Origin of the sequence: Micromonospora sp. NBC_01739, from assembly GCF_035920385.1 — a bacterium.
Lineage (GTDB): Bacteria > Actinomycetota > Actinomycetes > Mycobacteriales > Micromonosporaceae > Micromonospora.
Window position 1 is genome coordinate 2,247,359 of sequence record NZ_CP109151.1, and the last position, 20,388, is coordinate 2,267,746.

At 72.2% G+C, this 20,388-nt stretch carries 17 protein-coding genes; 10 read left to right on the forward strand and 7 right to left on the reverse strand.

Translation table 11 applies throughout. From position 1 onward, the window contains the following. Window positions 1-39: 39 nt before the first annotated feature. Window positions 40-2,103 (forward strand): hypothetical protein, encoded by a 2,064-nt coding sequence (locus tag OIE53_RS09985; protein ID WP_327026320.1) that lies wholly within the window; start codon window positions 40-42, stop codon window positions 2,101-2,103. Here OIE53_RS09985 and OIE53_RS09990 read toward each other — a convergent pair. Together OIE53_RS09990 and OIE53_RS09995 are read right to left on the reverse strand one after the other, a co-directional pair. After that, window positions 2,076-3,671 (reverse strand): hypothetical protein, encoded by a 1,596-nt coding sequence (locus OIE53_RS09990; protein WP_327026321.1) that lies wholly within the window; start codon window positions 3,669-3,671, stop codon window positions 2,076-2,078. The two genes, OIE53_RS09985 and OIE53_RS09990, sit on opposite strands and share 28 nt — an antisense overlap. Window positions 3,672-3,900: 229 nt before the next feature. Continuing rightward, window positions 3,901-5,127 carry a ricin-type beta-trefoil lectin domain protein gene (locus OIE53_RS09995; protein ID WP_327026322.1) on the reverse strand — a complete coding sequence of 409 codons (1,227 nt, stop codon included), beginning with the start codon at window positions 5,125-5,127 and terminating at the stop codon, window positions 3,901-3,903. A 262-nt stretch (window positions 5,128-5,389) separates the two neighbouring features. Here OIE53_RS09995 and OIE53_RS10000 point away from each other — a divergent pair, with 262 nt between their 5' ends. The 5 genes from OIE53_RS10000 to OIE53_RS10020 all read left to right on the forward strand — a co-directional run bounded on the left by OIE53_RS10000 (window position 5,390) and on the right by OIE53_RS10020 (window position 9,305). Next, window positions 5,390-6,148 carry an SDR family NAD(P)-dependent oxidoreductase gene (locus OIE53_RS10000; RefSeq protein WP_327026323.1) on the forward strand — a complete coding sequence of 253 codons (759 nt, stop codon included), beginning with the start codon at window positions 5,390-5,392 and terminating at the stop codon, window positions 6,146-6,148. Between the two features lie 120 nt (window positions 6,149-6,268). Further along, complete coding sequence (locus OIE53_RS10005) at window positions 6,269-6,859, forward strand: hypothetical protein (protein WP_327026324.1); 591 nt, start codon at window positions 6,269-6,271, stop codon at window positions 6,857-6,859. 8 nt (window positions 6,860-6,867) lie between these two features. Further along, the gene (locus OIE53_RS10010) at window positions 6,868-7,476 is read left to right on the forward strand and encodes a copper resistance CopC family protein (protein ID WP_327026325.1); all 609 of its coding nucleotides are present in this window, start codon (window positions 6,868-6,870) and stop codon (window positions 7,474-7,476) included. Window positions 7,477-7,783: 307 nt separating this feature from the next. Beyond that, the gene (locus OIE53_RS10015; RefSeq protein ID WP_327026326.1) at window positions 7,784-8,206 is read left to right on the forward strand and encodes an SgcJ/EcaC family oxidoreductase; all 423 of its coding nucleotides are present in this window, start codon (window positions 7,784-7,786) and stop codon (window positions 8,204-8,206) included. An 85-nt stretch (window positions 8,207-8,291) separates the two neighbouring features. Continuing rightward, complete coding sequence (locus OIE53_RS10020; RefSeq protein ID WP_327026327.1) at window positions 8,292-9,305, forward strand: SDR family NAD(P)-dependent oxidoreductase; 1,014 nt, start codon at window positions 8,292-8,294, stop codon at window positions 9,303-9,305. 77 nt (window positions 9,306-9,382) lie between these two features. Here the strand turns inward: OIE53_RS10020 and OIE53_RS10025 are convergent, their stop codons facing one another. From OIE53_RS10025 to OIE53_RS10045, 5 genes are all read right to left on the reverse strand, one after another. Continuing rightward, window positions 9,383-10,438 (reverse strand): carboxymuconolactone decarboxylase family protein, encoded by a 1,056-nt coding sequence (locus OIE53_RS10025; RefSeq protein ID WP_327026328.1) that lies wholly within the window; start codon window positions 10,436-10,438, stop codon window positions 9,383-9,385. Then, window positions 10,435-12,090 carry a GMC family oxidoreductase gene (locus tag OIE53_RS10030; RefSeq protein WP_327026329.1) on the reverse strand — a complete coding sequence of 552 codons (1,656 nt, stop codon included), beginning with the start codon at window positions 12,088-12,090 and terminating at the stop codon, window positions 10,435-10,437. The genes OIE53_RS10025 and OIE53_RS10030 overlap by 4 nt, the downstream gene beginning before the upstream one ends. After that, complete coding sequence (locus OIE53_RS10035) at window positions 12,087-12,617, reverse strand: DUF5987 family protein (protein WP_327027143.1); 531 nt, start codon at window positions 12,615-12,617, stop codon at window positions 12,087-12,089. The genes OIE53_RS10030 and OIE53_RS10035 overlap by 4 nt, the downstream gene beginning before the upstream one ends. 328 nt (window positions 12,618-12,945) lie before the next feature. Continuing rightward, window positions 12,946-14,430, reverse strand: coding sequence for a polyketide synthase dehydratase domain-containing protein (locus OIE53_RS10040; protein ID WP_327026330.1), 1,485 nt, complete (start codon window positions 14,428-14,430; stop codon window positions 12,946-12,948). 35 nt (window positions 14,431-14,465) lie between these two features. Next, window positions 14,466-15,413 (reverse strand): DUF1702 family protein, encoded by a 948-nt coding sequence (locus OIE53_RS10045; RefSeq protein WP_327026331.1) that lies wholly within the window; start codon window positions 15,411-15,413, stop codon window positions 14,466-14,468. A gap of 444 nt (window positions 15,414-15,857) precedes the next feature. On the opposite strand from OIE53_RS10045, the gene OIE53_RS10050 reads away from it, so the two are divergent. From OIE53_RS10050 to OIE53_RS10065, 4 genes are all read left to right on the forward strand, one after another. Continuing rightward, entirely contained in the window at window positions 15,858-16,661 is an 804-nt protein-coding gene (locus tag OIE53_RS10050; protein WP_327026332.1) for a TIGR03084 family metal-binding protein, read from the forward strand. A gap of 458 nt (window positions 16,662-17,119) precedes the next feature. Continuing rightward, window positions 17,120-17,863, forward strand: a complete 744-nt coding sequence (locus tag OIE53_RS10055; RefSeq protein WP_327026333.1) for an AraC family transcriptional regulator — start codon at window positions 17,120-17,122, stop codon at window positions 17,861-17,863. Between the two features lie 508 nt (window positions 17,864-18,371). Then, the gene (locus OIE53_RS10060) at window positions 18,372-19,802 is read left to right on the forward strand and encodes an MFS transporter (protein WP_327026334.1); all 1,431 of its coding nucleotides are present in this window, start codon (window positions 18,372-18,374) and stop codon (window positions 19,800-19,802) included. Window positions 19,803-19,832: 30 nt separating this feature from the next. Continuing rightward, window positions 19,833-20,348: a winged helix-turn-helix transcriptional regulator gene (locus tag OIE53_RS10065; protein WP_327026335.1), complete on the forward strand. Its 516-nt coding sequence runs from the start codon at window positions 19,833-19,835 to the stop codon at window positions 20,346-20,348. Window positions 20,349-20,388: the final 40 nt, after the last annotated feature.

A 20,388-nucleotide genomic window follows, 5' to 3' on the forward strand; every position in this document is an offset into this window, starting at 1 on the left:
ACCTGCGGACGTTGGTGAGAGCAGATGTACGCCACGACCATGACGATCGACGCGAACGACGACCAGCCGCTGACCGCCCACCGTTTCGACCCCCGTCGACACCGGCGGATCCCCGGACTGTTCGATCTCTGGTTGACCTCCGGCGCACGGGGTGGGCTGGTGCTGCCGACCAGACCCGAGCGGCCCCTGACCGCACGGGCCATCACCGAACTGGTGCGGCGCTCCGGTGAGGCCGCCGACGACGTACGGATCCTGACCGACGACGGCGCCCGGCACGCCGAACTGTTCAGCGAGGTGGCCGGGCTGCTCGCCCATGACGTGCTGGTCAGCCCCGAGGGCGCGGAGATCCGCCAGCACGGGGGGTCCGGCGGGCCGCTGCACGCCGTACCGGTCGACCGCCAGGCCCGCCGAGCCCGGGACTGGCTGGTGATCCAGCCGCCCGATCTGGCCACCCCCCTGCCGGGTTGGTTCACCGTCGAGCGGGGCCTGGTCCGTCCCCGTACGGGGGTGGTCAGTCTGCCCCTGCGCGGGGGTCTCGTGCTCGCCACCCGGGCCGATTTCGTCACCCGGCGGGCCACCGCGCACCGGCTGGGCACGGTCGCCAAGGGACTGGTGACCGTCGCGGTCACCGCCCGACCCGGTGGCTTCCTGATCGGCGACTACGGCGGCACCCAGCGGGTCTACCGTGGCGACCAGCTCGCCGCCCTGCTCGGGGACCTGCCGCTCTACGGCAGCGATCTGCGCCTCTGGCTGACCTGGCCCTCCGACCCGGAGGAGCAACGCAGCCTCGGCACCCACGCCCGGGAACTGGCCGAGACCACCGGTGCCACGGTCTGGACCCCGCCGCCGGGTGGCAGCGCGGAGCTCGTCGACGACCGGCAGGACCTGCGCGCACTCGACCACGCGGGCCGACCGGCCGAGTGGTACGCGTACCGGCCGCCCTTCGCCGCCGGTCCACCGGCGCTGCGGACCACCCCCACCGGCCTGCTGGTGCCGATGTCGACCTCCCTCACCCTGACCGCACCTGCGGCGGCCCCGCCCGAGGCCGAGCCGGAGCAGACCCCGCACTCACCGGCGCCCCACGCCGATGTTCCGCCCCCCGCCGAGCCGGCACCCACCCCCACGGCCGACCAGCCAGTGGAGCTGGCCGAGCCGGTTGCGGGTCAGGCCGAGGAACAGGCCGAGCCGGTACGGGTCGGGGAGGTGGCGCCGGGGACGCAGGCCGTTCCGACCACCCCGCTGCCCCGGCCCGCACTGACCGGCGAGGATCGTCGTGCGCCGGGGTACGGCCTGGGGTGGCTGTCCCCGGGGCAGCAGGTCAACGCCGAGCCGTTCGAGGCGTTCGTGGCCTCGCCGGTGCAGGCCCGGGCGGTGGGCGAGGGCCTGCCCGGTGCCGAACTGTTCCTGCTGGCCTTCCTCGATCCCCGGTCGGTGCCGGAGGGTCGCCGCCTGCTGCGGGTGCGGGTGGATCCGGGTGGGGCCATCCCGATGGCCGCCCTGCACGCTCGGCTGCCCGCCCGGCTGCAACACCTGCGGGGTCTACGTGAGGCGTACCTGCTGCCGGCGGCCCGGCTGGACCGGGTCTTCGCGGTGGACACCTTCGCGGTGGAGCACACCGGGGAACTGACCCCGGCCGGGGAGTGTGCCGGTGAGACCGTCTCCATCCGCTGCGGCTGGCCCGCCAGGTTGATCGCCGGTCTGCCCCACGAGGTGCGCCGCTGGCCGACCTTCGGCACCCGTCGGGCGTACGCCCTGCTGCCCGCCGAGCGGGTACGCCTGCCACGTCACTGGTTGCGGCTGTACCGGGACCAGCCGGCGGTACGGGACGGACGGCTGCTGGTGGAGCTGCGGGTGCCCAGAGATCGCGCGATCGACGTGACGGCCACGGCCGACCTGCTGGCCCCGCTGAACCGGGTCCGCAGTCGGGCCGAGGCCCTGCGCGCCGCCCAGGTGGAGCTGATCCTGCCCAGCCGCTCCTACTCACGGGTGCGGGTACGCCGGGTGTACCGGGCCGAGTCCGGTGCCTGGCAGCGGGTACCTCGCCTGGAGCAGGGGCCGCTGCCGGCCGTCCTGCCTCAGCTCGGGTCCCCACCGCCGAGCTGAGCCGACCACCGGCCGTACGGGACCGGACCGATCACCAGCGGAATGCCGCGCCCGGCGGACCCGGCGGCCAGGCCACGTACCCCCGCGGCGGCGTCCGTGGTGATGACGACGTACGGCCCGGGTCCCAGCTCGGGTGACTGCGGCCAGGCGGCCAGGCGGCGGCAGCCCTCGACCAGGTCGGCGTCGAGGGCGTCACCGACGACGGCCACGACCACCCCCGCCGCCAGCAACTGACGGGCATACGCCGCCGCCAACCGGCGACACTCCTGCACCGCCCCGACCAGGGTGAACACGTCCGGGGCCCGGCCCAGGTCGATCTGTAGCCGCCAGGGCCCGGCCCGTCCCAGCACCAGGGGTACGGCGGCGGCCGGTGCCGGTTCGTGCTCGGCCAGCCAGGCGTAGGCGGCAGTTGCCGGGCCGGTCGTGACACCTACCAGCCGCACCAGGATCGGGCCGTGGTCGGTGCTGAGTTCGGTCCGGACGTACGGCACCTCGCCGTCGGCCGGCAACTCCGGCCGGGGTGGCCCACCGTCCTCCTGCCCACTCCCCGACCGCGCTGCCGTCGCGCCTGCCCCGGTCCCAGCGGCGGGCACCGCCGCCGCAGGGCCCTCGGGCACCGCCACGGACACCGCCGGCCGGGATGGGGCCGCGGGCATCATCGGCCAGGATGGAGGCCCAGGCGCCGCTGCGGGTGGGGCCGCAGGGACCACTGGCGGAGGCGCCGGGTCCTGGGTGGAGGTTGGCGAGGTTTCGGTGGTGCGAGCGCCGGGCGGTTTCGGGTCAGCGGAGGCTGCCGGGTTCTGCCTCTGCGGGACAGTCAGGTCGGGTGGGGCGGCGCTGGCGGCGAGTTCGGCTGGGGTGGGGGTGTGGTGCCGCTGCGGGGGCCACGGGCCGTCATCGAGGGTCACCCCACGCATCCGGTACACCCGTCGGGGCAGCACCAGGAGTGCTACGACGGCCAGTCCCAGGGCCAGGGCTCCCGCCCCGACCCGCACCAGGTCGGGGGTGACCCCGGCCAGCCGGGACGGTGCGGCCTGGGCCGGGGGCCCGGTGTCGGCCGGAGCCGGTGGGTCCTCGGCGGGAGCCGACCGGGCGGGGGGCGACGGGGAGCCGCTCGGCGAGGGCGGTGCAGGGGTCGGCGAGGGCGGTGCAGGCGGCGAGGGTGAGGGTGGCGAGGGGGTCGCCGGGCTGGGCGGGGTCGAGGGGGTCGGGGGGCGGATCGCCGGCAGGCGGCCGGTCCGCACTCCCGGCCCGTCCGCGTCCTTCGGCAGTACGAGCACCCAGCCGGGCGCGAGTTCGACCCCGTCGGTGAAGGTGGCCCCGTCGGGCTGCTCCCGACCCCGGTTCAGTTCGATGATCTCCCGGAACCGGTTGCCGTTGCCGAGGGTACGCAGCGCGATGCTGTACAGATAGTCACGCTGGCCGTTGACCGGCGGCCCCACGACGTAGTACTTGCCGGTCTCGTCGGGAGGCGCGGCGGTCACCGGGGTCCCCCCGGCCAGTGGGACGAGCAGGACCGTCAGCAGCAGCGACAGGGTCCACCAGTGGCTCGCTCGCCAGCGGCGCATCCGGTGCGACCCCGCCGATGTCTGCGGGGCCGACCTCGACGCCCTGCCCCGACCAGCTGACTGCATTGCTGTCCTTCCGTCTTCCTCGCGCGGTGCGGCACCCGTTCCAGTGCGGCGGAGGGTGGGTGCCCGTCATGTCAACGGCGCCGCACCGTGTGACTTCCTATCAGTCACCGGCATCGTCCTGCGCAACGCGCAGGGGGCCGGCCGCCCCTTGGACCCGGTCGGTTCAGCGGCCCACCGGCTGCCAGGTCTGGTTGGCCTGCCCGGGAGCGCACCGCCAGATCTGCAGGGCGGCGCCGTCGGCCGAGTTCCGGTCGCGGACGTCGACGCACCTGCCCGAGTGGGGGTTGCGCACCTGGCCGTCCTCGACCACCCAGACCTGCGCCGGGCCGCCGTTGCAGTGCGCCAGTTGCACCTTGGCCCCGTTGTCCCGGGACCCCCAGGCGACATCCATGCACTTGTCGAGCAGCATCAGCGATCCGTTGGGGCCCTTGGAGAAGGACTGGGCCGGGGTGCCGTTGCACCTCCAGAGCTGCAACCCCACCCCGTCGGCGGAGACACCGGCGGGCACGTCGATGCACTTGCCCTCGTACCCCCGCAGGGCGAAGCCGGCGTCGTCCGAGACGGCGGGCTGCTCGACCCGCTGCGGTACCGGGGTTCCGCCGTTGCGGAAGGTGACCACGAAGTCGGCGCATCCGGGGCAACCGAGGACGGTCTCGTTACCGGGCACCCGGTCGTGGGTGGACCACAGGTAGGCCCGTGGGCCGAAGGGGCGCAGCGCTGCGGTGTAGGCGCTCTCCGCGTCCCGTTCGGGGTTGACGCAGTTGATCCGGTCTCCCCGGCGGGGATCGATCACGGCATGTGCCTCCGGGCAGGCGGCGAGCAGTTGCCCACCGGAGCAGTCCCACCTGATGCAGGTTCCGGCCACCGGGGCGGGCGGCCCGCCGGGCGCCTCGATGGTGATCGTCAACGAGAGGGCGTCGACGTAGCTGACGTTGTACCAGGGGGCTACCGGGTCGTTCTGGTCGAAGTTGAACTCGGCCAGGCTGACCGGTTGCGCACCCCGCTCGCAGCGATCCGGATAGACCCCGCAGTCGCCGACGAGACAGCTGAAGGTGCTACCCGGTTCTCCGCTGCACCGCTGCCGGGCGAAGAACCGGCCGCGCCAATGACCGGGAGCGCCGTCGTCGGGAATGACGATGGTCCCGGACTCCCCGGGCCGCAGGACCGGCAGGTCGGGGATGGGTCGGGAACCGTCCCCGCTCTCACCGGCACCTATCCACAACGTCTCGCCGGTGGCGTTGACGAAGGTCACCCGCTCCCGGATGACCGCCTCCGACCTGCTGGACAGGACCACGACCAGGCCCAGGGCGAGCACCAGGATGGTCAGCAGGGCCACCTTCCCACCCAGCCGGGCCTTGCGGCCCGCGAAGACACCCGTACTCACCGTCATGCTGCCCTCCGTTGGCTGAACCGACGGACCCACCAGGTCCTTTCGAATGCGTGCGCCCGCATGACGGAGCGCGGCACCCCTCGGTTCAATCACATCTGTCCCCGGTGGATGAAGCTCGACCGGCGCCGTCCGCTACGCAGGTCACCGTCCACTCCGGTCGGCCCCTGCGGGTGGGACCTGTGGCCCTGCCGCCGCCGGGTCCGCCCGGCGGAGGCTGCGAGCAGCGGGCCGGGTCTGCGGCCGCGGAGCAGAGGAGTCGATGATGAACGAGCAGCGGTACGCGGGACGAGTGGCGTTGGTGACCGGAGCCGGCTCCGGCATCGGTCAGGCGGTCGCCGTACGGCTGGCGGCCGAGGGCGCCCGGGTGCTCGGCTGTGACGTAGACCCCGAGGGGTTGGCCGCCACGGAGAAGCTGATCGCCGACGCCGGGCAGACCGTGCTGACCGTCGTCGGTGACGTCAGTGTGCAGGCGGACGTGGACCGCATCGTGGCCGCCCTGCCCGGCGACCGGATCGACCTGCTGGCGAACGTCGCCGGCATCATGGATCACTTCCTGCCGGTGTCCGAGGTGGACGATGGGACCTGGGAACGGGTCATGGCGGTCAATGTCACCGGCCCGATGCGGCTGACCCGGGCGGTGCTGCCGCTGATGCGCGCGGCCGGGGACGGGGCGATCGTCAATGTCGGCTCCATCGGCGGGCTCACCGGCGCGGTGGCCGGCACGGCGTACGTCACCTCCAAGCACGCCCTGGTCGGCATGACCCGGTCAATCGCCGTCCTCTACGCCGAGGAGGGGATCCGGGCCAACGTGATCTGCCCGGCCGGGGTGGAGACCAACATCGGGCGTACGGCCGCCCCGAGGGTGCCCTGGGCGTACGAGCGGTTGTCGAAGGCCTTCCACCGGGTCACCCGCACCGCCCAGCCGGAGGAGATCGCCACCCTGGTCTGCTGGCTGGGCAGCGCGGAGGCGGTCAATGTCAACGGTGCGGTAATCACCTCAGACGGCGGCTTCACCGCCTGAGCAGGCAACCTGGGGCCACCGAACCCGATGATCGAAAAGTGCGCAATCCGGAATAAGCGCACCGGACTCCCATCACCTAGCGTGTTCGCTAAATTACCCAGCCCTCTGGATGGAGTCCACATGACAGTGGCCAAGGAGCATGCCGCCCGGCGTGGGGTGATCAGTACGATCAACGAAGCCCAGCACCGTGCGGTGCTGGGTCTGTACATGGTGATCGTGCTGGCCCACTGGGCCGAGCACCTGGTTCAGGCGTACCAGATCTGGGTGTTGGGCTGGGCGCGGCCACAGGCCCGCGGGGTCCTGGGGATGCCCTTCCCGTGGCTGGTCAGCTCCGAGTGGATGCACTACGCGTACGCGATCGTCATGCTGATCGGCCTGTTCGCCCTGCGTCCCGGCTTCGTCGGCCGGGCCCGCACCTGGTGGACGATCGCCCTGGCGCTCCAGTTCTGGCACCACATCGAGCACCTGTTCCTGCTGTTGCAGGTGCAGATCGGCTTCCTGCTGCCCGGCACGAGCGTGCCGACCAGCTTCGCTCAGCTGCTGATCCCCCGGGTCGAGCTGCACCTGTTCTACAACTCGGTCGTCTTCCTGCCGATGCTGGTGGCGATGTACCTGCACCTGCGCCCCAACGCCCAGGAGGCGCAGTTGCAGCGGTGCAACTGCACCATCGAAGGCCGCGAACGGCTGGCCGCCGCCACCTCCGGCAGCTGATCGTCGTCATGTCTGCCGGGCGCCGAACGTTGGCCATCGTCATCGCCCTCGCCTCTGTGGGGGTGGCCCTCACCATCGCCGCGGTCACCCGGCAGTCCGACGGCACCCCCGCCCGGGTCCTAGCGGTGGACCCGGGCGACGGTGCCGTGTTGAGCACCGCCCCGGAGGCGGTCACCCTACAGCTCTCGACCGGCGCCGACGCGGTGCTGTCCCATGTCACCGTGCGGGACCGGTCCGGCAATCCGGTCAACGAGGGCCGGGTACGCACCGACGGCGAGGCCGGGCTGCGTCAGCCGATCCAGCCGATCGGGACGGGCGACTACAGCATCGCGTACCACATCACCTTCACCAACGGGCGGGACGCCACCGGCATCCTGCGTTTCAGTGTCGGCACCGGCGTACCCCCGCAGGGCCTCACGGAGGTCCCCGACCCGATCCTGGACGATGCCGACCACGCCCACGGCATCGACCCGGTGGGCGCGACTCTGCTGGTCCTCGACGGTCTGGTGCTGCTGGTCGTGCTGGCCCTGCTGGTGCGGCGCCCCGCCCGGCACCGAGGGCCGCCGACCGTCTCCGGTCAGGCCGACCGGTCCCCCGACGAGCCCGCCCACCACTGAGGCCGGTAACTCCTCGCCTGCCCGTCGCGCACCTCCGCCTGCTGGTCGTTCAGGCGGAGGTGCGCGGCTTTCGTCTTGCATGCTGCGGTGTTGACTTCGAGGCACTCGCAGAGATGCGGCACCCCGCTGACCACTGTGATTCTCACAGGTGAGCGGCTACGCCCCGGCCGGGGCGCCCGCTTCCGGCGGGCCCGTCGCCCGACCGGTACGTGCCGATGAGCGCCACCGAAGGGCCGAGGACCGTGCGGGCCTGTCCCGAAACCCCTCCTCAGCCAGGACGTGACCGCCCAGGACGGAAGGAACCACCGTGACTGTCAACCACCTCACCCCGCAGGTGTCCAGCGAGGATCAGGCCGCGGTCGCGGCCGTGCCCGGACGTGTCGTGCAGGCCTGGGCGGCGAACGACGCCGACGCCTTCGCCGAGGTGTTCGTCCAGGACGGCACCATGATCCTGCCCGGCCACTTCCGCAAGGGCCGCGACGAGATCCGGGCCTTCATGGCGCAGGGCTTCGCCGGCCCCTACAAGGGCACCCGGGTCACCGGGCAGCCCTTCGACGTCCGCTTCCTCGGCCCGGACGTGGCCCTGCTGCTGACCGCCGGGGGTGTGCTCGCCCCCGGCGAGACCGAGGTGGCCGCCGAGCGGGCCATCCGCGCCTCCTGGCTCCTGGTCCGTACTCCGGAGGGTTGGCGACTGGCCGCCTACCAGAACAGCCCGCGCGACGCACGCTGACCTCGGCACAGCTCCGGTGCCGGCTGGTGACCCCCCGGCCGGCGCCGGCCACCCGTCCCATCCTCCATCGAAGGGCAGTGACGACGTGCGGGTACTGGTCACCGGCGGCACCGGCTTCATCGGCTCGCACACGGTCGCGGCGCTGCTGCGCGGCGGGTACGAGGTGCGGCTGCTGGTTCGGGACCCGGACACGGTCGGACGGGCTCTCGGCCCCCTCGGGGTGTCCACCGCGGATGTGGCGACCGTGCGCGGCGACGTCACCGACCCGGAGTCGGTGACCCGGGCGATGGCGGGTTGCACCGGGGTCCTGCACGCCGCCGGCCTCTACTCCTTCGACACCCGCCGCCATGCGCAGATGCGGCAGGTCAACGTCGGCGGCACCGAGATCGTGCTGGAGGCGGCCCGCGCGGCCGGGGCCGAGACGATCGTGCACGTCTCCTCCGTGGTGGCCCTGGCCCCCACCGGGGGTGCGCCGCTGGCCACGGAGCTGCCGGTGGGCCGCCCCCGGGAGCGGTACATGGCCACCAAGGCGGCGGCCGAAGAGGTCGCCCGCCGACACCAGGCCGCCGGGGCCCCGGTGGTCATCACCTACCCGATGGCCACCCTGGGCCCCCACGACCCGCACCTGGGGGATCAGCTCGCCCGGCTGCGGGCCCTGCTGCGCGGGTGGCTGCCCATCTGGCCCGGTGGCGGATTCCCGGTCGGTGACGTCCGGGACGTGGCCGACCTGCATGTCGCCGCGCTGCGAGCCGGGGCGGGGCCACGGCGGCTGCTGGCGCCGGGGCAGCGGCTGTCCACCCGGGAGTTCGTCGCGGCGGTACGCGAGGTCACCGGGCGTCGGCTGCCGGTCGGCTACCTGCCGTCGGCGGCGGTGCTGCCGGTGGGGGCGGCCGCATCCGCGGTGCAGCGGATCTCGCCGTGGCATGTCCCGGTGGAGTACGGCGCGGTCTACACCTGCCACTGCGATCTGCGTACCGGCCCGCAGGTGCCCGCCCCCACCCGCCCGATCACGGAGACCATCCGGGACACCGTGGCCTGGTTGCACCGCGCCGGTCTGATCAGTCGCCGGCAGGCCGGGCTGGCCGTCGACCCGCGCTGACTCCCCCGGCGGCTGCCTCCCGGCTCGGCGGCTCCCCGGCTCGGCGGCGGTCCGTCGAAGCCGGGGAGTCGTGCCGATCAGCTCGGCGGTGCGTTCGGGTCCAGGGGGACCCAGGCCGCCGCCACCCGGGCCGCGGCCATGCTGGCCCAGGCGGTCAACTCGATCAGGGCCCGGTCGTCGGCTCCGGTGGCCCGTACCTCGGCCACCACCTGGTCGTCGACCTGGTAGGAGGCGAAGGCGGTGAGCAGCGCCAGCCGCCCCGCCGCCCGGTCGCCGCCGGGCAGATCACCCATGGCCTCGCCGACCCAGGCGCGACTGATCCCGGCCGGCCGGCCGTCCCAGCCCGCCAGCCGGGCGGTGACCAGTTCCCGCACCGAGGTGGGCACCGACCGCTGCCCGGCGGCCTCGATGGCCGCGCTGCTCCGGGCCAGTGCGTCGGCCAGCACGGGGTGGCCGCTGCTCCAGGCAAGGTCCGCCGGCAGTGCCGCGGCCGGCAGCAGGTCCCGGGTGGCACCGGGCGGACGGTCGCCGCGGGTACCCCGGGCCATCAGCTTGCCGAAGACCCGGCGTACTCCGCCGCGCATGACCGAGGGCAGGCCGGGCGGCAGGGGCGACGGTTCCAGGAAGACGTTCACCATCCGGTTGAGGTAGTGGAAGACCAGCGCCACCCCGAGAAGTTCCACGGCCTGGTCGGCGGCGACCGGCGGCCGGGTGTGGCCGGCCTGGGTCCGGTCGGTGCCCGCCCGGGCCCACTGGCTCACCCGGTCCCGAAGGGCGGCACCGGCCGGGTCGGCAGCGGCGGGCAGCAGGCCGGCCATGGTGGCCCCGTGCACCTCCACGCAGTACGGGCAGGAGTTCTCCGCCGAGACGGCGACCGCCACGGCCTCCCGGGTGGCCCGATCCACCCGGCCGGAGGCGACCAGGGTCTCGCGCAGCACGACCCAGCAGGCGGCCAGCACCTGCGGGGCGGGCGAGTGCAGGCTCACCGGCGGGGCGAGCATGCCGAAGTCCCGTTCCACCTGCCCGTACACCACCGCGGTGAGGCCCTCGGCGCGTTCGATGGGCACCGGGGTGACCCGGCGTACGTGTCCCCGGGAGGGACGCCGGGCCACCCTGGCGTACAGGCCACTCACCGTTGCACGGTGCCGCGTACCAGCGGCAGCACGGCGGCACGGCCACTGGTGGCCCCGTCCGGGGCCGGCGCCCCGTAGCGGACCGGGACCCCGCGTTCCCGCGCCGCCGCGACGATGCCGGGCACCGCCCGCTCGGCCAGCGCGGCGATGGTCATCGCCGGGTTCACGGTCAGACCGGCCGGCACGGCGGAGCCGTCGGTGACGAAGATGCCGGGATGGTCGCGCAGCTCGTGCCGGTCGTCCAGGGCGGAGGTGTCCGGGTTGTCACCGATGCGGCAGGAGGCCAGCGGATGCACCGTGTACGCCCCGACCACGTCGTTGGTCCACGGCATCACCCGGGACAGCCCGTCGCGTTCCAGGATGTCGCGTACCTCCGCGTCGGACAGCGCCCAGCCCCGCAGGGTGTTCTCGGTGGGCTGGTAGCGCAGCGATCCCCGGGCCAGCATCTGCTGGGACAGCCGCACGGCGTTGCCGCTGGGCGGAAGGGCACCGAACTCACCCTCGTTGTCGTCCTCGCTCATGGTGAAGACCGTCAGCCAGGACTGCCAGGTGCGCAACAGTTCCTTCTTCTCCGCCCCGAACCAGGTGGGGCCGACCGCGTCCGGCACCTGGGCCAGGATGGTGCCGAAGCCGGGTGGGAAGTACAGCTGCTCCAGCGAGTACCGCTCGTACTCCGGCAGGGATCCGTCCAGCTTGTCCCAGTTGGCCACGCAGGGGCCCTTGCCGATCTGGTACGCCTCGTAGGGCACCCCGTCGGGCCGGCTGAGGCCGAGCACCTCGCGGATGCGGCCCTCGTCGAAGATGGCGGTGTTGAGTCGCTCGCCGTTGCCGGAGAAGTACCGACCGACGGCGTGCGGCATGGGGCCGAGGGTCGGCTCGGAACGCTTGAGGATCACCGGGGTGGCGCCGGCCCCGGCGGCGATCACCACGATCTTCGCGTCGATGGTGCCGCTGTCCACCTCGACCCGGTAGTCGACCTCGTCCAGCACGGTGTAGTGCACCCGGTAGCCACCGTCGTCGGTACGGGAGAGGTGCTGCACCTCGTGCAGCGGACGGATCTGGGCGCCGTGGGCCAGGGCGGCCGGCAGATAGTTGAGCAGCAGGGAGCGTTTGGCGTCGAACCGGCAGCCGGCCATCATCCAGTTGCAGTTGGTGCACTTGGCCTGGTCCAACGCCACCGGCACCGGGTTGGCGGTCCGTCCGGCGTGGTCACAGGCCGCGCCGAACAGGCCACCGGAGAACGGCACGGTGTCCCAGCCGGTCTGGGTTACCGGCAGGGCCTCGGCCACCCGGTCGTACCAGGGCTCCAGGGTGTCCCGGGAGATCGTGCCCGGCCACATCCGGTGACCGAACCGGCCCTGCCGGTCGAAGACGAACCGGGGGGCGCGGGGCATCGCGGCGAAGTAGACGACACTGCCGCCGCCCACGCAGTTGCCGCTGAGCACGCTCATTCCGTCGCCGATGACGAAGTCGAAGACCCGGGTCGAGGAGGAGCCGAACTTGAAGTCGTGTTCGAACTCCTCCCCGGACAGCCACGGCCCGCGCTCCAGCACGACCACCCGTGCGCCTCCTGCGGCCAGGTGGTACGCGGTGATCGCACCGCCGAAGCCGCTACCGATCACCAGGACGTCGGTGCTCTCGGAACTCGTCATGCGGGGCTCCCGGAGGGGGTGGTGTCAGGATGCGGCCGGGCCAGTTGGCGGCCGTAGCTGTAGGTGTCGAACCGCCACAGCCCGTCCGGGCCGGGCCGACGGAAGCCGATGATGTTCAGTCCCACATGGCCGGCGGCCAGCGCCTCCTCGGTGTGCGAGTGCGCGGCGGCGTCGAAGGCGATGACGCTGAACATGGCCAGACCGGTCCAGGCCTCCCGCTCCGGGTGGGTGGGGTCGGTCAGGCGCTGCACCAACCGGATCCGGTCGGGGTAGTCGAGCGAGACGAACGCCGGGACCGTGGGGTCCAGGTCCAGGCCTGTCTCGGCGGCGTACTCCTGGGCGTGCTCGTCGAGTCTGTCGGCCAGGGTGTCCAGCGCCGGAGCCATGCCGCCCTCCTCGGAGCGCAGGGTCAGCAGTGCGCCGGCGGCGACCGCCCCGCCGTCGGGCGAGACACCGGCCACGGCCCGATCCCCCGGCCACCGTTTCTGGCCCGGCAGAATCGTGTCGGCGTACGCCTCCAGCACCATTGTCCGTCGCTGGTTGCTTTCCATTGCCGGGGGCACGGGCATCACCTCTGAGGCTCAACTCGAACTGACAGAAAAACGCAGGGCACGAATCGGCGACCAGGCAATTCAAGTCACCACCGGAGACGCTGGCGCCCTCCGTCACATTCATCCAGCCCGGCGTACCCCAATGGTCTACGTCGATCGACCGGTCAGCATCTCGCCTGATGCTGTCCGCAGTTGTTCCTGACGACGCGGGGGGCACGCGCACAGGTTTCCGGTGGTCCCGGCGGCCGGTGCCGGTCGTTCGGACCGTGACCGGTGCGGCCACTCTCCGTCGCCGGCCGGCGGTTCATCGGGGGGTCGCCACCGCCACCACCAGGTCCTCCGGCCCGCCACGCAGTGTCGTGGCACAGGTCGCCACCTGCCAACTGCCGGCGGTGAGCAGCAGCCAGCCGTCCGGGGTGGCCCGGTCGTAGGTCAACGGGGTGAAGGCGGTGGCCCCGGCCTTGTGCAGCGCTTCCAGGGCCGACCAGACCCGGGTACCCGCCCGGTGCGGCGACTCCCCGGTCTGGGCGACGATCAGCTCGGCCGAGGCCAGGTGCGCGCCGAGCGACCGACGCCACTCGGCGGGGTCGCGTCGCAGGACCGGTTCCAGGTCGCAGCCGACCGGGGTGCGGGCCGCCACCGCGAAGGTGTGCCCGGCGCCGTGGGCGGTCGAGATCCACCAGCCGCCGCCCACTTCGGGGCGACCGTCGCGGCGGTGGTGCAGGGTCGGGTCCGCACCGAGCAGCCGGGACACGGCCAGGGCGGTGTGCTGCCGACGCCACTTCCACCGCAGGCCCGGCTCCAGCACGACGCCCACGTCGCACCCGGTCAGCTCGGCCAGCCTGCGGCTCAGGTACGGCCCGAGCAGCTGCGCCGGCCACGGACCGGGTCTGCCGGGCAGCGGTCGCAGCCGAAGCCCGGTCCACCGCTCCACGATCCGTCCGCCGGCCCGGATCTCCAGGTCGTAGCGGTGCACCTGGTCCTGCCGGCCGCGGTGGGTCGCGTGCAGGGTCACCTGCTCGTAGGGGCCGACCCCGGCCAGCCAGATCCGGTCGACTCCGGACGGTCGCAGCATCATGTCCGGTGCCCACGGATGCAGGGCACGGAGGAAGGCGGCCCGTACGCCGGGGTCACCGAGCACCAACGGACCTGCCACGGCGGCGACGGACTCCGCCGCACCCGTACCGGTCAGTTCCAGCACGCAGCCCGAGGTGGTGATCTCGCGGTAGCGCAGCCGACGATCCGAGCGCCCGGGTTCGACGAAGAAGGTGCGGGGCGGCCGGTCCGGCACCCCGACACGCAGGGGCGCCACCGGCGGGTCGTTCGGCATCGGCGGGGCGGCTGCCGGGACCGGATCGGCGGAGGTCCGGGCAGCCGATCGGCCGGGGTGGCGCAGTCGGGCGTGTCCGTAGGTCACCTGGCGGCCCCAGTGTTCGCCGCGCAACACGACCACGGTGGTGTCGGTCCCCGGCTCGGCCGAGACGATCAGTCGTAACCGCACCCCGTCCTCGCCGACCACCAGCGGGGTACCGAACTCGACCGTCTCGAACACCGGTGGACCCCGGTGTCCGGTGAGGGCCACCCAGCCCTGCGCCAGGGCCTCCAACACGTGCGCGGCCGGCAGCAGCGGAGCGCCCGGGTCGGTCGGTTCATCGAGGACGGGCACCTCTGCGGGGCTGAGGGTGGTCGTGGTGACCAGCAGCCGACCGGGCTCGTGGATCAGCACCGCGCGGGTGAGGCGTTCGGCGAACGCCGGGCCCCGGGGCGTCGGGCCGGGTGTGGTGGCCATGCCCGGTACCGCGTCCACTCTCGTCGTCCGCGGCCTCAGGCGAAGTGCGCCTGGATCCGCCGTCGCCACATCTCGTAGGCCGGCTCGGTGCCGTCCGGCGGAAGGTCCTCGCGGGCCCGATCGGTGACCGCCGCCGCCTCCTCCGGACTGCATCCGCAGAAGATCTCGGTGGCCAGGGGGGTGTGCTCGGTGACCAGTCCGGCGCGCAGTCGCGCCTGCGCACCGAAGGTGGAGCCCTGGGCCAACTGCGGGCGGTACCGGCCGGCGTGGACGGCCAGCTTCTTCAGGTCGTCGGGATCGGCACCCCCGGCGTAGGTGGCGGCCAGCCCCATGCCGCTCCACAGGTCGGCGTGCCGGGCGGAGTCGAAGCGGCCGATGATGTTCGCGGCGACATCGGGATCGGCTCCGGCGACGAACCAACTGGCCCGGCCGATGCCCTGGTCGAGGGCGCGCCGCGGGTAGTCACCGGGCGTCTCGGGCGGCCACGGCACCGGGGAGACCGCCTGTCGGCGGACGAACCGGTCGGTTTCGAAGTAGGCCCGGTAGAAGCCCAGGCCGTCGAGGACCAGCCAGCGCAGCAACGGGTCCGGCGCCGCCACGGCCCGCCAGCGCCACCGGGGAAGTTTGGCGTACGCCCAGCCGATCCCGACGTAGGCCATGTAGACGTGGGGCGAGCCGGCGCCGGTCAGGAACCGGGCGGTACGCCGTCCGCCGGTCACCCCGTCCAGGACGGCGTATCCCATGGCGGCCCCTTCGTAGGCGAAGCCACGGAACTGCCGATCGATCAGGTTCAGCCGGCCGATGTCGGTCTCGTCCCGGGCCTCGACGGCAGCCCGGAAGCCGGTGAGGAAGCTGGCGCCCACGGCCTCCAGCCGCTGCCGGCCGGGCTCGTCCTTGACGTGGAATCCCCGCCTGCTCATCGTCGTCTCGGCGATGTCCGGCGTCATCAGCTGTGCGCGAAGGTTACGCCACAGACCTGCCATGAGCTTCTCCCCAGGGAAGACGGACGCCGGTCGCGTCAGGGTCTCGTGCGGTGTCTGGTAGACGAACCGAGGCTATGGGCAGCGGTGGACGACCACCTACTCCCTGGTTGCTCTGCGTCACTCCATGATCACGGGCCGCGCTCGCCGGCTGGCTGCGAGTCGACCCCCACGAGTCGCCATCATCACCACCAGCAGCCGCCTGACCGCACAAAGAAAGAAGAAAGACGGTTGCGGACTGGGGCACACTCGGAAAGTCCATTCCACTTGATCACACCAAGGCGAAGCGTCGCCAGTAAGGAAATTCGGCTGGCACCCACCGCGTCCGAACAGGTCACCACACCTACTCAAGGGTAGTGATGTGCGCCAATATGTGGGGAAATCGATACTCGCCGAAAATTCCGGGTAACGGGTCGCCGACCAACCATTTCAGGAAGAGGTATCGACGTGTCACAGACACCAGACGTGATCAACGATCTCACTGCGGAGAGTGAGGCGCTCGACGCCATCGTGGCCAAGCTGAGCGACGACCAGTGGGACATCGGGACTCCGGCCGCGGGCTGGACGATCCGGCACCAGATCGCCCACCTGGCCGCCACCTTCCGGCTGGCTGGGCTGGCCGCCGCGCAGCCGGCCGCCTTCCAGCAGGTGACCTCCCGGCTCAGCGACGACTTCGACGCCAACGTGGCGGCCGCGATGGCCGACTTCGTCGTCGAACCACCCGCGGTCCTGCTGTCGCGCTGGCGGGCCGAGCGGGCCATCGCGGAGAAGGCCCTGGCTGCGGTACCGGCCGGACAACCGGTGCCCTGGCTGGTGCGGCCACTGCCGGCACCAGTGCTGGCCGCGGCCGGCATGATGGAGGTCTTCGCGCACGGCCGCGACGTCGCGGACGCCCTCGGCATCCGACCGACTCCCACGGACCGACTCGGCCACCTGGTCGGTTTCGCCGTTCGGACCTGGGACTTCGGGTACCTGGCCCGGGGCCTGACACCCCCCGAGGTGGAGTTCCGCTTCGAGATCACCGCCCCGTCGGGCACGGTGTGGGCGTTCGGCCCGCCGGAGGCCGAACAGCGGATCACCGGCCCCGCCGAGGACTTCTGCCTGCTCGTCACGCGCCGCCGGCACCGGCAGGACCTGGCAGTACGGGCCGTCGGCGGCGATGCCGAGCACTGGCTGGACATCGCTCAGGCGTATCGAGGGCCGGCCGGGCCGGGCCGCAGCCCGGGGCAGTTCTCCAGCACCCGGGGCTGACCCCGCCGGGTCGGCGAGTACCACCTGCGACGAGGTCGGGTATCCGGCTGACACGTCGAGCCCACCCGCCGGAATGACGGATCGCCCCATTTGCCAACTTTTCTGCGGGTGGGTATCCGACGAATCGGCCGACCCGATCCCGGGGGTCGATCCCAAATGTTGCTGTCGCCGCATTGGAGCCAAGCGTCCGTTTTTCGGACCCGCCCGGGGTCAGCCTGGACCCAGCATTGACCTGCATGATCCGTAGTTGATTAACTACTCCCCGCCAGATATCATAACCCTGAGTCACCAAACAGCTCCGCTCCGCCAACAGCCGATACTTTCTCCCGCAATTAAAACCCGGGTTAACAAAACCCCTTTCTCGCTAGACGGCGTATCGCCACACGCCCACCTCTGCCGTATCAGTCCTCAGCCCACAAAACGTCGCCACAAGCGCAGCCATCGGATTGGGGGATGCGATGGAAGACAGTATCCAGCGTGCCGTCGGTCGGGTAATCGAAGCCATCCGGGAGGATCTGGCAGAACCGCACACCGTGGACGGCATGGCTCGCACAGCCATGTTCAGCAAGTTCCACTTCACCCGAATCTTCCAACGTGTCACCGGCATCTCCCCAGGCCGCTTCCTCATGGTCATGCGGCTGCACCGGGCTAAACAGTTGCTGTTGTCGACATCCATGAGCGTCACCGAGATAACCCACGAGGTCGGCTACGCCAGTGTGGGCACCTTCAGCTCCCGGTTCAGCAGCAGTGTCGGGGTCTCCCCCAGCACCTACCGCAGGCTGCGTGGGGTGACACCGCAGGTGCCCGTCGACCACCGAACCGTGGCCCAGCCACCGGTCCCGGCGATCCAGGGCGTGGTCCACCCACCCGCCTCCGAGCAGACCAAGGACCGGTTGACCTTCATCGGGCTCTTCCGTGACCCCGTCCCGCTCGGCCGTCCCGTGCGGTGCACCGTGCTCGAACGACCCGGCCCCTACCGACTGGACAGCCCACCTCCCGGGCAGTGGTACGTGCTGGCCTGCTCCCGGGTGCGTGGCCGCCAGGACTACTGGGAGGCCGACTGGACGGACGAGGACGCCCTGATCGGCGTACACGGGCCACTGACCATCAGCCGCCGACCCAGCGCCATCGAGGCCGACCTCCAGCTGCGCCGGATGACCTCCCTGGACCCGCCGATCCTGCTGGCCCTCCCCCAGCCCTGAGCCCGGCGGCCGGCACCCGACCGACCCCGACCTCACCCCCACCCGGCCCGCCGGATCAGCCCGGTGGGCCGGTCGGTGCCGCCCCGCGCAGATCCCGATCGGCACCCCACCCCACATGCCACATTCGGAGAAACCGCGCCCGTCCCAGGCATCACACCATCGAGGTCTCGGCACCCGATCGCCCCCTTGAACTGCACTCGGCGCCCCGCTGCCGCCCATCGGGCGGGAAACCCGCTCGGCAGGTGTGGCGCCACCCGGGAGAACCGGGCGAGCACAGGGTCGTGCCGAAAAGGCACTGCTGCTATCTTCATTTGCCCACGTAAGTTTCAAAACCGGACCGACGGGGCTGTGGGCCGTCCGCACGCGCGGCGCCCGGGCCACCCAGACACGACCGGGTTATCCGGGTCCGTCGTCGTAACCATGGCCACCGTGGTCGTTGAGAGCTGACGGCACGTTGAGGTGCTTCACCGGCAACCAGCGTCCACGACACGGGGAACCAAGGGGCTGGATGGTGGACAACTTAAGCGCAGCGTCGGCGTCGGCAACCCCTCTCGGCGGACGGCAACGGCTGGCCCTCGGCGCCCTCGGCGCGTCCTTCCTGATGGCGGCGCTGGACAGCACCATCATCTATCCCGCCATCCCGAGCATCGCGCAGGCACTGCGACTGTCCACAGCGAGCACGCACTGGCTGATGTCCGCCTTCCTGATCACCTTCGGCGGGGTACTGCTGCTCAGCAGTCGGCTGGCCGAACTCTTCGGTCGGCGTCGGCTGTTCACCACCGGGCTGGCGATGGTGACCGCCGCCTCCCTGCTGTCGGCGACGGCCTGGACCGGGGAAGTGCTCGTCAGCGCACGCATCGTGCAGGGTGTCGGTGCGGCCCTGGTCGCCACGACCGCCCTGCCACTGCTGGCCATGGCCCTCGGCCCCGGTCCGGCCCGGTCCCGGGCACTCGGCTTCTGGACCCTCATCGGCGCCTTCGGCGGCACCGCCGGGCTGCTGCTCGGCGGGCTGCTCACCGACAGTTTCGGGTGGCGATGGGTGTTCCTGCTCAACGTGCCCATCGGGATCGTCGCCGTACTGCTGGTCCCGATCCTGCCGAAGGACCGGTGCGGCCGCTCCGGACATCCGCTGGAGGTGGCCAGCGCCACCTGCCTGATCAGCGCCCTGGCCCTGATCGGCTGGACGATCATCGCCGCGCTCGGACCTGGCGGCCTCACCGGCGGTGTTCTCCTGCGGCTCACCGGGGCGTCGGTGCTGCTGCTGCTCGGCCTGGCCCTCGAGGCGCGCACCGGGCGCCGCCTGATCCGACCCGGACCGCTGCTGTCCGGCAACCGGGTGGGCAGCCTGGGGGTGCTGTTCATCGCCGGCACGGTGATCGAAGGGGTGCTGCTGCTGATCACCCTGTACGGGCAGGAGGTGTTGGGGCTCTCGGCCACCAGGTTCGGTGCCCTGATGACGGCCCTGACCCTGTCCTCGGTCATCGGCTCGTACCTCGGTCAGGCGGTCGTGTTGCGGCACGGGCTGCGGCTGGTGGCCCTGGCGGGCCTGTCCCTGACCGGAGCCGGCCTGCTGGCCCTGGCCATGGTCGACAGTCCGCTGTCCACGGTCTACCTGCTCAGTGTGCTGCCCCTGGTCGGCGTCGGTGCCGGCGCGGCCTTCGTCGCCGCACAGATCGGGGTGACCCTGGATGCCACCGAGGCCGACTCCGCCGCGGCCTCGGGCCTGTCCGACGCCTCGTTCAGCATGGGTGGAGCGCTCGGACTGGCCGCCGTGTCGGCCGTACTCGTCGCCCAGCAGTCCCTCTCGCAGCTGCCGGCACCGGTGGGCGCCGGCCTGCCCACGGCCTTCGCGGTGGCCGCCGGACTCACCGTGGCCGGTCTGGTGGCCGCGCTGCTGCTGGGGCAGCGGAGTGCGCCCGTGGTCGGGCAGGGAGGGTAGCGGTGGATCACGCGCCTCTACGATGACCCAATGGCGCCTCGCGGGTACGGACAGGACTGCTCGATCGCACGGGCTCTGGAGGTGGTCGGCGAGCGCTGGACCCTGCTCATCGTGCGCAACGCGATGGTGAGTGACTGCCGCTTCGAGTCCCTGCTAGACAGCCTCGGCATAGCCCGCAACGTCCTCGCTCAACGACTCAGCACCCTGGTCGAGGCCGGCATCCTGGAACGGATCCCCTACCGGGACCGGCCGGTGCGGCACGAGTACCGCCTCACCGGGCGGGGGCGTGAGCTGGCCCCCGTGCTGGCCGCGTTGATGCAGTGGGGAGAGCGGAACTGCCCCGGCGCCCAACCCTCGCCCGACCGGGCCCTGGTGCACACCCGCTGCGACCATCCGGTGGAACTGGTCCTGCTCTGCCGGTCCTGCGACGAGTCGGTCCCGACCAGCGAGTTGGTGTCCGACCCGGGCGGGCCGGCCACCGGCGACCCGCCGGCCGACAATCGACCGCTGAAGGCTATGGCGGCCACCGGTCCCGATACTCACTGACCCCGAGGGCCACCCACACCTCCGGCTCCGGGCCCAAGAT